The sequence below is a fragment of the Marseilla massiliensis genome, from assembly GCF_023336985.1.
In the GTDB taxonomy this organism is placed as follows: Bacteria; Bacteroidota; Bacteroidia; order Bacteroidales; family Bacteroidaceae; genus Prevotella; species Prevotella intestinigallinarum.
In genome coordinates this window covers 208,301-222,005 of the sequence record NZ_JAMBLP010000001.1, presented here as the reverse complement: position 1 = coordinate 222,005, position 13,705 = coordinate 208,301, and the positions used below count along the sequence as shown (strand labels likewise).

Below are 13,705 nucleotides of genomic sequence, written 5' to 3'. Positions count from 1 at the left end.
GATGCCATCACTTTATTGTAACCTGTGTGGCCCCGTAGCCATACTCCTGGAACGAGGCGTCCTGATACTGGCAGCTCTTGAAGCGGTAGCGCAGCTCGTTGACCAAGGCGTGGCGCAACACGCCCTCGCCCTTGCCGTGGATGAACACAATCTTCTTGCCCTTCTGCTTCTCATACTGCCTGATGGTGTTGCGGAATGTCTCCAGCTGATAGTTCAGTATGTCGGCGGCCGACATGCCAGCAGTGGTCTCGAGCAGTTCGCCGGCATGCAGGTCGACCACGAGCGGTTCGTCCTTGCCGTCGGCCCCGGCATGCTTTGGCTGCGGACGGGATGGCTGCGAGTCGGCAGCCGCCTTGCCCATCATCTCCTGCTTGAGGCGCTTGGCGTCGATTACCAGCGGGCGGGCGGGCTTGTCGTTTTCAATGACGGCAAGCACGAGAGCCGGCTGCTCGAAGAAATCGTTCTCGCAGAAAGTGTGCAGCTTATAGAACTTTACAGGGTCGATGCGCAGCTGCACGTCGACCGCCGGCTTCATCAGAAACGGTTTGTCGCGCTTGTAGGCCAACAGCTGTATGCAAACGCGCTCCATGGTGCCCAGCTCGTCGCGGCCAAACTCCTCTATGAACAGCTTGGTGTTGGGTTCCACCTCGCCCGTTGAGCGCAACTGCCACCCGGCGCCTTCGGCCACAGAGTAGACGTAGTGCATGTAGTAATTGCTGTCGTTGACGAAATATGTCTCGAAGCGCGACGACGTGATGGCCTTCACGTCGACAGGCACGAAGGCCAGGTAGGCACTGAGCATGTCGCCACCCTTGCGCTCCTCGGCGGGGGCCTTGAAGGTGACGGGCCTGTCGGCCGGGTCGTAATCGCTGTCGTCGTCGGCAACGGTGGCAGCCGGCTTCATCTTGTTCTCAACGATGCGGCGCGTGCTGTAGTCATCGTCGTCGACCACAACCACGTCGGCCACGGAAGTGGGTATCTGGAAGCCGTCTTCGTCTTCAACCAAGACGACGTCCTTGCCTTGGAAACCGGCGACACGCCCGCCGCCGACTTCGCTCAAAAAGCGTACTTTGTCTCCTATCTTCATAAATCTGTTCTTTATCGTGTCAGGGTATAAGCAGTGAACTGTCGCCATAGCTCAGGAACCTGAAGTCGTGGGCCAGAGCATAGTCGTAGATGCGCCTCCAGTCGCCGTTGACAAATGCACTGACAAGCAACAGCAGCGTGCTCTGCGGCTGGTGGAAATTGGTGACGAGCATCTTCACTATCTTGTATTTGTAGCCCGGGGCAATTATTATCTGCGTGCTCGAGTGCAGCGAACCCAACCCGTGGCGGTCGAGAAACCTGAGTATGTGGCCCAGCGCCTCGACTGGTGGCAGGCCCGCGTCGGTCTCATAGGGCTCCCACTGGCCCACGTGCAGCTGCTCCTCGCCCAGGTCGGGGTTTGCGGCCAGCTTCAGCCCCATGTAGTAGAGGCTCTCGAGCGTGCGCACGCTGGTGGTGCCCACGGCAATGGCCTGCGCCCCGTGGGCAATGAGCCGCTCTATGGTGTGGCGGTGGACGCATATATATTCGGTGTGCATCTCGTGGCCCTCAATCTCGGCGCTCTTCACCGGCTTGAACGTGCCGGCGCCCACATGCAGCGTGAGCTCCTCGCGCTCGATGCCGCGCTCGTCGATGGCCTTGAGCACCCTGTCGGTGAAGTGCAGCCCCGCCGTTGGCGCAGCCACGCTGCCCTTTATCTTCGAGTACACCGTCTGGTAGGTGGTCTTGTCGCTCTCTTCGGTCTTGCGGTTGAGGTATGGCGGTATGGGCAGCTCGCCCACGGCATCTAGAATGTCGGCAAAGGTCACCTCGGGGCAATCCCAGCTGAAGTCGATGCGGTGGCTGGTGTGGTGCTCGGGGCCACGCTCCACGCTCAGGGTCACGTTGTGCCCCCTGACGGTGAAGCTGCGGCTGAGCCGGCCCTCCTTCCATTTCTTGAGGTTGCCCACAAGGCACAGCCACGAGCAACAGCCCGTGGCCTGGAACATCTGCTCATAGTCGGCCGGGGCGGCAGGCTCGAGCAGGAAGACCTCGATGAGCGCGCCCGTGTCCTTGCGGAAATGTATGCGGGCCTGAATCACCTTGGTGTTGTTGAAAACCATCAATGCCCCTGCGGGCAGATGTGAGGGGAGGTTGCAGAATATGTCGTCGTCTATGCTCCCGTGGTCGTAGACGAGCAGTTTAGAGTGGTCGCGCTCGGCCAACGGGAACTTTGCTATGCGCCCGTCGGGCAGCGGATAGTCGTAATCGCTTATGCGTATGTGTTTTGTATCCATGTTGTTTGTCAATTAATGATGGCCGCGCCGCACGGCGCGACATACGGCCTAAGCCTGTGGCATGACGGTCGCCGGGGCCTTGCCGGGGCCCGGGCCATGTGCCACGCCGGCGGCCTGCAGGCAGGCTAAGCCAGGGTGAGACAGCCGCGGAAGATGCAGTAGACCAGCGTGAAGGCCAGCACCGACAGCACTACGTTGATGTCGGAATGCTGATAGCCGGTGGATGTGTACTGCGAAGAGATGAAGCCCTTGCCCACCTTCATGCGCACGTAGATGCGGCAGTAGGCCCAATAGACGGCAAAGCCCACAAGGCCGCCCCACAGCAGTCCGCAGAGTATGTCGCCGGGATAGTGAACCCCGAGGTATACGCGGGTCCAGCAGTTGGTGAGCGACCACGCCACCAGGGCCACCGAGAGAGCCCTGCTGCGCACGAGCAGGCAGAAGAACACGGCCACGCTGAACGTATTGGCCGCATGAGCCGAAAAGAAACCGTACTTGCCGCCACGGTAGCCGTCGACCACATCGACCAGGATGCCTATCTGCGGGTCGTGGGTGGGCCGCCAGCGGGCAACGAGCGGCTTGACGAGGGTGTCGTCGACGGTGCCGGCAAGGAGCACGCAGGCTGCCGCGCAGGCCACCACAAGCAGTATCTGGCGCACGTTCTCGTTGTTCTTGAGCACAAGGTAGAACAGCGCCACATATAGCGGCACCCACGTGGATGCCGTGGTCAGGGCCATGGCCAAGCCGTCGAGAAATAGAGAGTCGCTGCCGTTGAGCGCCAGCAGCAGCTGCTTGTCGAACTGTATTATCGGCTCAAAATCCATCAGCGGATGTCATTTATATTATTTCAATCTTTGAAGTCTCAATCCAGCCTTCCTTGCCGTCGGCCACACGTATCTCCTTCCAGCCGCGCATGGTGCCGTCGGTTATCTCGACCTTGGTGCCCTCGTGCAGTATGAACAGGTCGGTGCCGCTCTTCGAGGGCGTGCTCTTTACAGGCACGGCCGACGAGATGATGATGGCGCCTGTGCGGTTGACAAGTTCCTGTCGCTGCTGGTAGGCGAAGAGGTTGGCCAATATGAACACGGCTATGAAGGCCAGCCCGCCGAAGAAACCCACCTTGCGCACCCATATACGGGCCGAGAACAGGTAGGCCAGCGCGAGCACTATGGCCAGCGCAAACGAGACGAGCGCCGTCCGCGCCCACCCGTCGACGCTCATGATGTTGACCAGCGCGTGGTACCATGTCACGAAAAACATCTCCGACTCGGGCGTTATCTTGTCGATGGTCTTGCTGCGTGCCATCTGCAGGTTGAACCGTATGTCGCCGTCGCCGGGCGAGAGCAACAGGGCTCGCTCGTAGTTGAGCACGGCCCGGGTGATGTTGTCGGTGCGGTAGTAGGCGTTGCCCAGGTTGTAGTAAAGCTCGGCGCTGACGCCGTCGTGCAGCAGTTCCTCGTAGTCTTTGATGGCCTGCTGGTACTGCTGTCGGGCGTAGGCGCTGTCGGCGTTGGCCTTGGTTATGGCCCCGGCGTCAGACGGCAGCCACGCCATGAGGGCGAGCAGCAACACCGTGGCCGTGGCTGCGGCGCTCTTCTTGCGTTTCTTCATTGTCTCCTCTATTCTCATTATTGCTGTCATGGCAGCCTCGAACGTCTTGCTCATGTTGCCCTTGACGTCGCCCGGGGCGTAGCGCTCAAACTCACACTCGTCGAGCGCCCCGATGAACAGGGCTATGGTCTCGTCGCCCACGCTGCGCTCGGCGAGCCGCTGGCTGATGTTTTCGCGCGACAGTTTCTCGACGGGTATGCTGAGCTTGTCGCCCACATATCCCCACAGGGCGCGCAACACTTCGTCGTAGAACAGCGAAGCCTTGCCATCCAACATCAGGCGGTTGGCCTTCTTCAGGCGCTTTGTGGCCACCTTGTTGGCTTTCTTGCCACGCATGCGGTCGATGTTGGCGTTGGCTATGGCGCGGTGGCGGAAGACTACGAACAGCGACACGAAGATGGCAGCGAGCACGCACATGGCCACCCAGTAGGCTGTAGAGCCGAAGAAGAAGTCGCCGATGTCGTGAACGTCGGCATCGCCTGTCTTGATGCCGCGTATGTCTTTGTTGAGCTGGTCGTCGGCAGCATCGCCCGTATAGTCGCTCACGCTGGCACTGCCCGAGCCCTTGGCCACGTTCAGGGTGAAGGCCTGCGTCTTTACAGTCTTATAGGCGTTGGCCTCAGTGTCGTAATAAACAAACTCTATGGGCGGTATCTCATACTTGCCCTGGTTGCGCGGCACGGCAAGGAAGTCGTAAACCATGTTGCCCTCCACGCCGTTGCTCGTGAGCTTGGTCTTGTCGGTCACCTTGGCGTCGTAGGTGTCGAAGTCCTTGGGGAACTTCACCTCGGGCTTCTTTATCAGCTTGAGGTTGCCCCTGCCGCTGACTATGACACGCAGCGTGACAGGGTTGTTGGCCTTGATGTCGGTCTTGTTGAGCTGGGCCGAGATGGTGAAGCTGCCCACTCCGCCGGAGAACCCTGCGGGGCGCGCCGGCAGCGGGTCGACCTGTATGGTGAGGCCCGGAGCCTTTATCTTCTTCTTCACCTCGACATAGCCCGAGCCTCCGTTGAAAAACGCCTCGAACGGGTCGACATCGCGGTTTTGCTGTATCACAATGCCGTCGAAGGTGATGCTCGGTATCTCGAGCTTGCCGGTAATCTGTGGGAACATCACATACTGGCTCCATGTCACCGTGCGGTATGGGCGCCCGTTGACAGTCTCTATCTTGTAGCTCTTCTGCTGCGGCAGCTGCACCTCCTGGGTGTGGAAGCCCTTGAGGTCGGGCATGTTGCCCTTGAGCGACGTCAGGTCGACGAGCGTGTAGACCTTGTATGTAAGCAGTATGGGCTCTTGCTCGTGCACCCTGCGCTTGTTGGCGCTGACCTTTATGAACAGGTCGGAACCGCTGATGCGCGAGCCTGCCGGCCGCAAGCCGCCCTCGCCCTGGCCCTGCTGGCCCTGCGCCCCCTGCCTCGATGCTCCGCTAACCTTGATGCGGAGCTGGTTTGAGGCAATGGTCTTGCCCCCTACACTGATGTGGGCGGCAGGTATCGAGTAGGTGCCGGCCTTGTTGGCGCATATTATATATGTGTAAGTGATTGACGACGATGAGCTGGTGTGCCCGTTAACCATCTGGAAGCTCGACTGCGACGACGTGCTCGGCCCCATGAGCACCTCCAGCTCTGCCGGTATGGTGCCCACGCGGAAGCCGTTGACGTTTTGCGTGTTGACGGTATATGTAAGGCGGAACTGCTCGCCGACGGCCACCTCGGCCGGGGCATCGGCCACCAGCCTCTGTGCCGCTGCCGCAATCACGGCCATGATAAATGCGAATAATACAGATGCTCTTCTCATAACGTTACTCTATCACCAGTTTTTCTGCAACTTGCGCGAACGCGGCTGCTGCATGGCTTTCTTCATCCGCTCCTGCGTGCTCTTCTCCTGCTGCACGGCAGCGTTGAGCAGCTGCTCGGCGTTCTCCTTGCTCATCTTCTCCGGGTCTTGCTTTTGCTGCTGCTGCTTGTTGTCCTTGTCTTTCTTGTTCTTGTCTTGCCCGTCTTGCTTGTTGTCCTTGTCTTCCTTGGGCTTGTTCTGCTGCTGTTGCTGCTGCTTGCGCTGCTGCCGCTTGCACAGCTCGAGGTTGTAGCGGGTGGTGTCGTCCTTGGGGTTTAGGCGCAGGGCAGCCTTGTAGGCCTCGATGGCCTCGGCATAGAGCTTGTGGCCCTGGCACACCACTCCGATGTTGTGGTAAGCCTGCGCCTTTCGCAAAGAGTTTGACTCGAGCTTCGTGGCCGCCTCAAACGAGGTGATGGCCGCCGAGTCTTTCTTCTGTGCGAGCAGGGCGTTGCCCAGGTTGAACTCAGCCTGCGGGTTGCGCGGGTTCTTCTCGATGGCCTTGCGGTAGGCCACCTCGGCCCCGGCATAGTCGCCGGCACGGAAGAGGCGGTTGCCGTCGCGTATGTACTGGCGGTCGGACTGCGCCATGGCCGTGGCCGTTGACGCGATGAGCAACGCCGCCATGGCTACGGCCTTCTTGCGGCGGGCAAAGAGCCTTACGTTGCGGAACAGCGGGTTCTTCCTGTCGAGCAGGCATGTCTCGATGATGAGCAGCAGCAGGGCTATGAGCCCGAAGGCCTGGAACTGCTCGTCGTAGTCGCTGTAAATAGTGCTCGATGTCTCTTTCTTTGCCAGCTTGTCGAGCTCAGAGTTGAGCTGCTCCTGGGCGTTGCTGTTGTTGTCGACGTGGATGTATGCCCCGCCTCCGGCTTCGGCTATCTGCTTGCACATGTCTTCATTGAGCGCCGACATGACGGTGTTGCCCGCATTGTCCTTTATGTAGTCGCCGGTGTCGGGCATGCGTATGGGCGAACCCTTTGGCGAGCCCACACCGAGCACATAGACGCGCATGCCCTTCTTGCGGGCGGCCTCGGCAGCCTCGACAGCCCCACCCTCATGGTCTTCGCCGTCGGTAATGACGATGATGGCCTTGCCTATGCCTTGCTGCTGGGTGAAGCTGTGGGTGGCCATCTCGATGGCCCTTGCCACGTCGGTGCCCTGTGTGGCTATCATCGATGGCGATATGTCGCTGAGAAACATCTTTGCCGACACATAGTCGCTGGTGATGGGCAGCTGAACGAAGGCGTCGCCGGCGAAGACTATCAGGCCAACCTTGTCGTCGGTGAAGTTGTCGACAAGGTTCTCGACCATCATCTTGCTCCTGTCAAGGCGGCTCGGCTCCACGTCTTCGGCAAACATGGAGTTGCTTATGTCCATGGCAATGATGGTTTCTATTCCGGTGCGCTTCTCGTGGCTTATCTTGGTTCCCATCTGCGGCCGCGCGAGCATGACCACGAGCAGCGCCAGCACGGCTTCGAGAAGCCAGAACTTGGCATCGGGCCGCCAGCGCGACACGCCTGGCATGAGCTGGCGCAGCAGCGCCGGGTCGCCAAACCTGCGCAAGCGACTGCGCTGCCTGCGGGCAAGCACGAAGCGTATGAGCGCCAGCACCGGCACGGCGGCCAAAAGATACAGGTATGCGGGATCTTCAAATCTGAACATGATTACTCACTGTTTTCTTTATCCTTGATTTGGTTACGGTATTCTCCTGAAGACGGTGATGCGCAGCAACAGCTCCAGCAGCAGCGCCAGGGCTGCAGCGGCCGCAAAGGGCTGGTAGGCGTCGTAGCGCTTGCTGAACTGCGTTACGCTGAGCTTCGACTTCTCGAGCTTGTCAATCTCCTTGTATATCTCGTGCAGCTCGCCCGTGTTGGTTGCCCTGTAGAAGTCGGCGTTGGTGGTGGCGGCGATGTCGCTGAGCGTACGCGTGTCTATCTCGACCGGCACGTTGACATACTGCACCCCTCCGGCCACCGGCATCGGGTAAGGCGCCACCTTGTTGGTGCCCACGCCGATGGTGTAGACCCTTATGCCGAGGCTCTTGGCTATCTCGGCCGAGGTCATTGGCGACAGGTCGCCCATGTTGTTGCTTCCGTCGGTGAGCAGTATTACCACCTTGCTCTTTGCCTTAGAGTCCTTGAGTCGGCTCACGGCGCTGGCCAGGCCCATGCCTATGGCCGTACCGTCTTGTATGAGGCCGCGCGCGGCTATGTCGGTGCGCACGTTCTGCAGCAGGTTGAGCAACGACGAGTGGTCGGTGGTCATGGGGCACTGCGTGAAGGCCTCGCCAGCGAAAATGGTAAGGCCAATGTTGTCGTCGGGCCGTCCCGATATGAACTCGGCGGCCACCTGCTTGGCAGCCTCGAGGCGGTTGGGCTTGAGGTCTTCGGCCAGCATGCTGGTGGAGACGTCGATGGCGAGCATGATGTCGATGCCCTCGACGGTCTTGTTCTTCCACGAATTCTGCGTCTGCGGGCGAGCCAGCACAATGACCAGCATTACGAAAGCCACCACGCGGAGCAGCATCTGCAGCGGCATGAGCCGCACCTTCCAGCTCTTCGGGGCAAACCTGTAGGCAAACGTGTCGGCCACGCGCATCGTGGGCTCGCTCTTCTTCCTGTACATCAGGTACCACAGCAGGTAGGGTATGACGAGCAGCAGCAGGAAAAGGTATTCTTTATTGGCAAATTCCATCTTTCGGTATCCTCTTTATCTTTATGTCAGCCTATGCCCGCGGGCGTTCAAGCCATCAGCCTGTACATGGCGTAGACCACGTAGACAAGTATGGCGGCGCAGGCGGCGGCCAGCAGCCACACTGCCACGCGCAGCACGCGCCTCGTCTTGACCGTGCGCACCTGCTCTGTGGTGAGCTGGGGGCGCACCACCTCTTCGGCGGGCATGTTCTCGAGCTTGGTCTGGTTGATGAACTCAATGGCATTGACAAGGTTCATGTCATTCTCGTTGATGAGCGTGGAGTACTTGGCAAACTTCACAAGGTCGGCCGTACGGAAGAGCGCGCGCAACTCGTCGAGCGACTTGTCGTCGGCCACGGCCATCAGCCGCTCTATTATCTCGCTGCTGGTCATCTCCATGGCACTGAAGCCGTAGCGCTCCTCTATGTACTTGCGGAGCGTGTCGGTGAGCCGTGTGTAGTATTCCTTCTGGTTTTCCGACTGCACCATCTTCTCCTCCTTGATGTGCTCGATGGCCTTCATGGCCTTCTGGTGGGGCAGCAGGCGCTTCACCACCTTTATCGAGGCTATGACGGGCTTGCCCGTGCGCAGCCGCACATAGAGGTAATAGCCCAACGCGCCGAGCACGAGCATGAGCACGCTGAGCCAGAACGGCAGGCTCCAGTCGCCCCATGAGAACGGGTTGTCCTGCACGCCCTTGGGCCCGAAGAACTTGTCGACGTTGGCCGTGTCTACCGGCACCTCGATTACCTTCAGCGCAAGGCTCTTGCTCTTGTACTGCTTTCCGTCGACGGTCACGGCAAACGGTGGCAGGTAATACAGCTTTCCGTCAAACGAGGTCAGCGTGTATATGCGGCTGTATGAGGCCATGCCGTTGTCGAGCGGCTCCTTGCCTGTCTCGGTCGAGCTGAGCACCTCGACCCCGGGCGTGACCATCTGCTGCGGCTTGAACACGGGGAAGGCCACGTTGGCCTTGTCGCCGGCCGTCACCGTCAGCGTGACGTGCACCTGCTCGCCGATGAACATCTCGATAGAGTCTATGCGGGCCTCTACCGACACTTGTGCCGAGAGCGGCAACACAGTGGCCATCAGTAATATAAAAGCTACAATCTTCTTCATCAATGAGTGTCTTTGTTTGCATTCATGGCAGCCATGGCGGCGCCACGACTAAAGCCGTCAGCCGCGCTTCTTGAAGAGCAGCAGCAGCGACTTGACGAAATCTTCGTCGGTGGATATTGATATGTTGTCGACGTTGCTCTTGTTGAACGCATCCTGAAGCATGGCCTGGCGGTTGAGCCAGTACTGGCGGTGGGCCTGGCGCAGGCGCCTGCTGCCCGTGTCGATGTACTGCTCGAAGCCGGTCTCGGCGTCGACCACCTTGAGCAGGCCCACATCGGGCAGCTCCTTGGCAAAGGGGTCGTAGACCTGTATGGCAGCGATGTCGTGCTTGCGGTTGCAGATGGTGAGCGACTGCGAGAAACTGTCGCGCACGTAGAAATCGCTGAGCACGAAGGCGGTGCAACGCCTCTTGATGACGCTCGAGAGGAACTGCAGCGCCACGTTGATGTCGGTACGCCGGCTCTCGCCCTTGAAATCGAGCATCTCGCGGATGATGTAGAGTATGTGCCTGCGCCCTTTCTTGGGCGGTATGTACTTCTCTATCTTGTCTGAGAAGAATATCACCCCGGTCTTGTCATTGTTCTGTATGGCGCTGAAAGCCAGCGTGGCGGCAATCTCCGTCACCATGTCGCGCTTCATCTGGCGGCGCGTGCCGAAGTCGAGCGAGCCGCTCACGTCGATGAGAAGCATCACCGTGAGCTCACGCTCCTCCTCGAACACCTTGACATAGGGGCGGTGGAAGCGGGCGGTGACATTCCAGTCGATGTCGCGCACGTCGTCGCCAAACTGGTAGTCGCGCACCTCGCTGAAAGCCATGCCACGGCCCTTGAACGCCGTGTGGTACTGCCCGGCGAAGATGTTCGAGCTCAGCCCGCGGGCCTTGATCTCGATTTTGCGTACTTTCTTTATAATCTCCTGGGCTTCCATCGTCAAGGCACTTCAACCTTATTTATTATCCGGCTGATGATTTCCTCGCTTGTCACGCTGCTGGCCTCGGCCTCGTAGGTCAGGCCGATGCGGTGGCGGAGCACGTCGTGGGCGATAGCGCGCACGTCTTCGGGCACCACGTAGCCGCGGCGCTTGATAAACGCGTATGCCCTCGACGCCTTTGCAAGGCTGATGCTGGCGCGGGGGCTGCCGCCAAAGGCTATCATGTCCTTGAGCTCCTTGAGCCCGTAGCGGTCGGGATAGCGCGTGGCAAACACGATGTCGGCAATGTACTGCTCTATCTTCTCGTCGATGTACACCTCGCGCACCACGCTGCGCGCCTGCAGTATCTCGGCGGCCGTGGTCACTGGCATCACCTTTGGCAGGCTGCCGGCAATGTTCTCGCGTATGATTTTCTTTTCCTCGTCTATCGTGGGATAGCTTATCACCACCTTCAGCATGAAGCGGTCAACCTGGGCCTCGGGCAGCGGGTAGGTACCTTCCTGCTCGATGGGGTTCTGCGTGGCCATGACAAGGAACAGCTCCGGCAGCCCGAACGTCTCGCTGCCTATGGTCACCTGCTTCTCCTGCATCGACTCGAGCAGTGCGCTCTGCACCTTGGCCGGGGCGCGGTTTATTTCGTCGGCCAGCACGAAGTTGGCAAACACCGGGCCTTTCTTCACCTGGAACTTCTCTTCTTTCTGAGAGTATATCATCGTTCCGATTACGTCGGCAGGCAACAAATCGGGTGTAAACTGGATTCGGTTGTAGTCGGCATCAATAAGTTGGGCCAATGTTTTGATTGCCAACGTCTTGGCCAGTCCGGGCACGCCTTCGAGCAGTATGTGCCCATCGCTGAGCAAACCGATGAGCAAGGTGTCCACCAGGTGCTTCTGGCCCACTATCACCCTATCCATGCCGGAGGTGAGGTTGGTAACAAACGCGCTTTGTTGTTCTATCCGCAGGTTAAGTTCGCGGATATCAATAGCTTCTGCCATAATTATGTGTCTATTTGTTGTTTATGTTCTATGCTGCTTAAAAGTAGGTGCAAAAATACTCAATAAGTGGGTGAAAACGGAATATAGCTATCTAAATTATATTAAAAACGTTTTTCAGACACTACATTTTAAGAAACTTTTCAGAATAGGCAAAATGCGCGTCAGACACGGGCAATAAGGCTGTGGCCGGCAGCCACGCGGCATCGGTAGCACCGCCCCGGCACAACTCAGGCCCGCCACCGGCGCCCATGGGCTCCGCAGGCGGGCTTTATGCCCAAGTCGGCCGGTTCCGCCCTGTGTCTGTTAACAACGGCGACTGTGACCTGAGCGCGGTTTCCGCCAACACCCAACCGTGTTGTGCTGCCGGAAACCGCCGCGGCCCTAACGCCGTTTCTTGCGCAGTTCAAGCTTGGGTATCTTCAGCGCCTGCCCCTCCTTGAGGTCGGCATTGGCAGACAGGCCGTTGTAAACTTCTATGTAGCACTCCATGCCCGGGCCGAGCATGCGGTCGCTGATGCGCTGCAGGCTCTCGCCCTGCTTCACTCTTACCACGCGGTCGGTGCCCACTATGCGGTATGCACCTGTGCGCACCCTGCTGTCTATGGCGTCATACTTTGCCGGGTCGAACGCCTTGGCCTCGGCAGGCCGGGCCTTGCCACCTTCATCATTGCCTGCTGCTTTCTCCGCGGGGGCAGCGGCCTTGACAGCAGGTGGCACCGCCGTGGCGGTATCGGCAGGTGCAGCCTTCGCCGCGGCCGAGTCGGCTGTTGCGGCAGGCTGCACACTCTTTACCGGCTGTTCCGCCGGCTTTGCCTGCGTAGCGGTCTGCCCGCGGCTGCCGTCCTTGGCCAGGGCCGGGCCGTAGGCTTTGTAGAGCCCGAACAGATAGCCGCCGTAAGCCGATGCAGCCATGAGCACCACAACCAGCAGGCTGAGCATAGCCGCGCGCACGCCGCGCCCCCGACCTCCGGTCTCCGGCACGGGCACAGCCTCGCCATCGTCTGCCTTTTCCGCACATGCTGTTGGCGAAGAAGGGGAAATGCCTGTCCCGCCGGCGCTCTCTTCCACACGGTCAACGGCCGGAATGACGGTCTCGCCAGCGTCTGCCTCTGCCTGGGCTTCGGCATCCGAAGCCGAAGACTGCCCCGCATCGGGGCCAGCCACGCTGACGGCAGCAGGTTGCGCGTGGTTTTCCAAAGACCCAGCTGCGGCACGTTTGTCGCCGGCATCGGTCACAGCCCCGACAGAAGGCCCTGCCACGGACGTGGCGCCCGTAGCTTCGGGCCCGGCCTCCACATCTGCGGCGTCTGGGCCGGAAGAGCCACCGTCGACAGCTTCGGGCCCGGCAAGACCACCATCCGGCTCACGAGACGCACCCTCCTGCCCAAGGCCATTGGCAGCATTGCCGTTCATGCCGCTGCCATCGCCGGCATCGGGTTCGGTATCGATTTCGGCCGCCGGTTCAGCCTCTTGCTCGGCATCCGAGTCGGCATAGCCTTCGGAAATGTCGCCATCAGACTCTACGGCCGGTTCCGGCACGGGTTCACTCCCCTGCTGCTCTATGTCGTCGAACTCCACCCCATCGTTGAGCACCACGGTCTCAAACTGCGAGAAGGGCTTGTTGACAATCTCCTTCATTATGGAGTCGGGCGTGAATGTAATCTTTCCGTAACTGCCAATGAGCATGCGCTCGCCACTGTTAACGTTGACGCTTTCCCTGGCGCTCACCTCAATGAGCTTGAACGTGCCCAGCCCCTTCACCTTGACCAGCTTGTCACGTTCGAGGGCAACGCGCACCACGTCGAACATCGTGGACACGAACGAGCGTGCCACGCTCTCTTCGAGCTTCTTTCTCTCGGCCAGCACACGGGCCAGCTCCTGCACAGTAATCATGTTCATGGGCGGCAGTGTCATTGCAATTGTGTCTTAACCTTGTCTTTCCAGTCGTCTACGGGCCTGAAGCCCAGCACCAGCTTCGGGGGCACGAGCATCCGCTGCTGCGTGCTCGGGTTGACCATTATGCGCTCCATCTTCTTGCGCACGTCGAAGGTTCCGAAGTCGTCGATGGCCACCGCGGTGCCGTCCTGGAAAGCATCGCCGAGCGCGTCGACGATGGTGTTGACCATCTTCTGCGTTGCGGCTGCGGTGTATCCTGTGCGCCGCGACAGTTCGGCTATAAAATCCTTGTTGTTCATGA

General features: G+C 59.7%; 11 protein-coding genes. All 11 read right to left on the bottom strand.

Features of this window, described 5'->3' with window-relative positions; all coding sequences use genetic code 11:
• Positions 1–7 precede the first annotated feature (7 nt).
• Positions 8–1,087, bottom strand: coding sequence for a DUF2027 domain-containing protein (locus tag M3089_RS00850; RefSeq protein WP_249081242.1), 1,080 nt, complete (start codon positions 1,085–1,087; stop codon positions 8–10).
• A 19-nt stretch (positions 1,088–1,106) separates the two neighbouring features.
• On the bottom strand, positions 1,107–2,321 hold the full coding sequence (locus M3089_RS00845) for an S-adenosylmethionine:tRNA ribosyltransferase-isomerase (protein ID WP_249081241.1): 1,215 nt from the start codon (positions 2,319–2,321) through the stop codon (positions 1,107–1,109).
• A gap of 125 nt (positions 2,322–2,446) precedes the next feature.
• Positions 2,447–3,145 (bottom strand): phosphatase PAP2 family protein, encoded by a 699-nt coding sequence (locus M3089_RS00840; RefSeq protein ID WP_205110637.1) that lies wholly within the window; start codon positions 3,143–3,145, stop codon positions 2,447–2,449.
• A 13-nt stretch (positions 3,146–3,158) separates the two neighbouring features.
• A complete protein-coding gene (locus M3089_RS00835; RefSeq protein ID WP_249081240.1) occupies positions 3,159–5,729 on the bottom strand; it encodes a BatD family protein in 2,571 nt (856 codons plus the stop codon).
• Between the two features lie 12 nt (positions 5,730–5,741).
• Positions 5,742–7,433, bottom strand: a complete 1,692-nt coding sequence (locus M3089_RS00830) for a VWA domain-containing protein (protein ID WP_249081239.1) — start codon at positions 7,431–7,433, stop codon at positions 5,742–5,744.
• Between the two features lie 33 nt (positions 7,434–7,466).
• The gene (locus M3089_RS00825) at positions 7,467–8,465 is read right to left on the bottom strand and encodes a vWA domain-containing protein (RefSeq protein WP_205110644.1); all 999 of its coding nucleotides are present in this window, start codon (positions 8,463–8,465) and stop codon (positions 7,467–7,469) included.
• Positions 8,466–8,512: 47 nt separating this feature from the next.
• Complete coding sequence (locus tag M3089_RS00820; RefSeq protein ID WP_249081238.1) at positions 8,513–9,583, bottom strand: BatD family protein; 1,071 nt, start codon at positions 9,581–9,583, stop codon at positions 8,513–8,515.
• A gap of 57 nt (positions 9,584–9,640) precedes the next feature.
• Positions 9,641–10,510 (bottom strand): DUF58 domain-containing protein, encoded by an 870-nt coding sequence (locus tag M3089_RS00815; protein WP_205110715.1) that lies wholly within the window; start codon positions 10,508–10,510, stop codon positions 9,641–9,643.
• Positions 10,511–10,512: 2 nt separating this feature from the next.
• Positions 10,513–11,508, bottom strand: a complete 996-nt coding sequence (locus tag M3089_RS00810; RefSeq protein WP_205110648.1) for an AAA family ATPase — start codon at positions 11,506–11,508, stop codon at positions 10,513–10,515.
• A gap of 381 nt (positions 11,509–11,889) precedes the next feature.
• Positions 11,890–13,407 (bottom strand): HU family DNA-binding protein, encoded by a 1,518-nt coding sequence (locus tag M3089_RS00805; protein WP_249081237.1) that lies wholly within the window; start codon positions 13,405–13,407, stop codon positions 11,890–11,892.
• A gap of 11 nt (positions 13,408–13,418) precedes the next feature.
• A complete protein-coding gene (locus M3089_RS00800) occupies positions 13,419–13,703 on the bottom strand; it encodes an HU family DNA-binding protein (protein ID WP_205110652.1) in 285 nt (94 codons plus the stop codon).
• Positions 13,704–13,705: the final 2 nt, after the last annotated feature.

What these genes read in the sequence shown, in the direction of transcription:
- M3089_RS00850 (WP_249081242.1), bottom strand. Translation starts at nt 1,087, where the DNA reads ATGAAGATAGGAGACAAAGTACGCTTTTTGAGCGAAGTCGGCGGCGGG.
- M3089_RS00845 (WP_249081241.1), bottom strand. Translation starts at nt 2,321, where the DNA reads ATGGATACAAAACACATACGCATAAGCGATTACGACTATCCGCTGCCC.
- M3089_RS00840 (WP_205110637.1), bottom strand. Translation starts at nt 3,145, where the DNA reads ATGGATTTTGAGCCGATAATACAGTTCGACAAGCAGCTGCTGCTGGCG.
- M3089_RS00835 (WP_249081240.1), bottom strand. Translation starts at nt 5,729, where the DNA reads ATGAGAAGAGCATCTGTATTATTCGCATTTATCATGGCCGTGATTGCG.
- M3089_RS00830 (WP_249081239.1), bottom strand. Translation starts at nt 7,433, where the DNA reads ATGTTCAGATTTGAAGATCCCGCATACCTGTATCTTTTGGCCGCCGTG.
- M3089_RS00825 (WP_205110644.1), bottom strand. Translation starts at nt 8,465, where the DNA reads ATGGAATTTGCCAATAAAGAATACCTTTTCCTGCTGCTGCTCGTCATA.
- M3089_RS00820 (WP_249081238.1), bottom strand. Translation starts at nt 9,583, where the DNA reads ATGAAGAAGATTGTAGCTTTTATATTACTGATGGCCACTGTGTTGCCG.
- M3089_RS00815 (WP_205110715.1), bottom strand. Translation starts at nt 10,510, where the DNA reads ATGGAAGCCCAGGAGATTATAAAGAAAGTACGCAAAATCGAGATCAAG.
- M3089_RS00810 (WP_205110648.1), bottom strand. Translation starts at nt 11,508, where the DNA reads ATGGCAGAAGCTATTGATATCCGCGAACTTAACCTGCGGATAGAACAA.
- M3089_RS00805 (WP_249081237.1), bottom strand. Translation starts at nt 13,407, where the DNA reads ATGAACATGATTACTGTGCAGGAGCTGGCCCGTGTGCTGGCCGAGAGA.
- M3089_RS00800 (WP_205110652.1), bottom strand. Translation starts at nt 13,703, where the DNA reads ATGAACAACAAGGATTTTATAGCCGAACTGTCGCGGCGCACAGGATAC.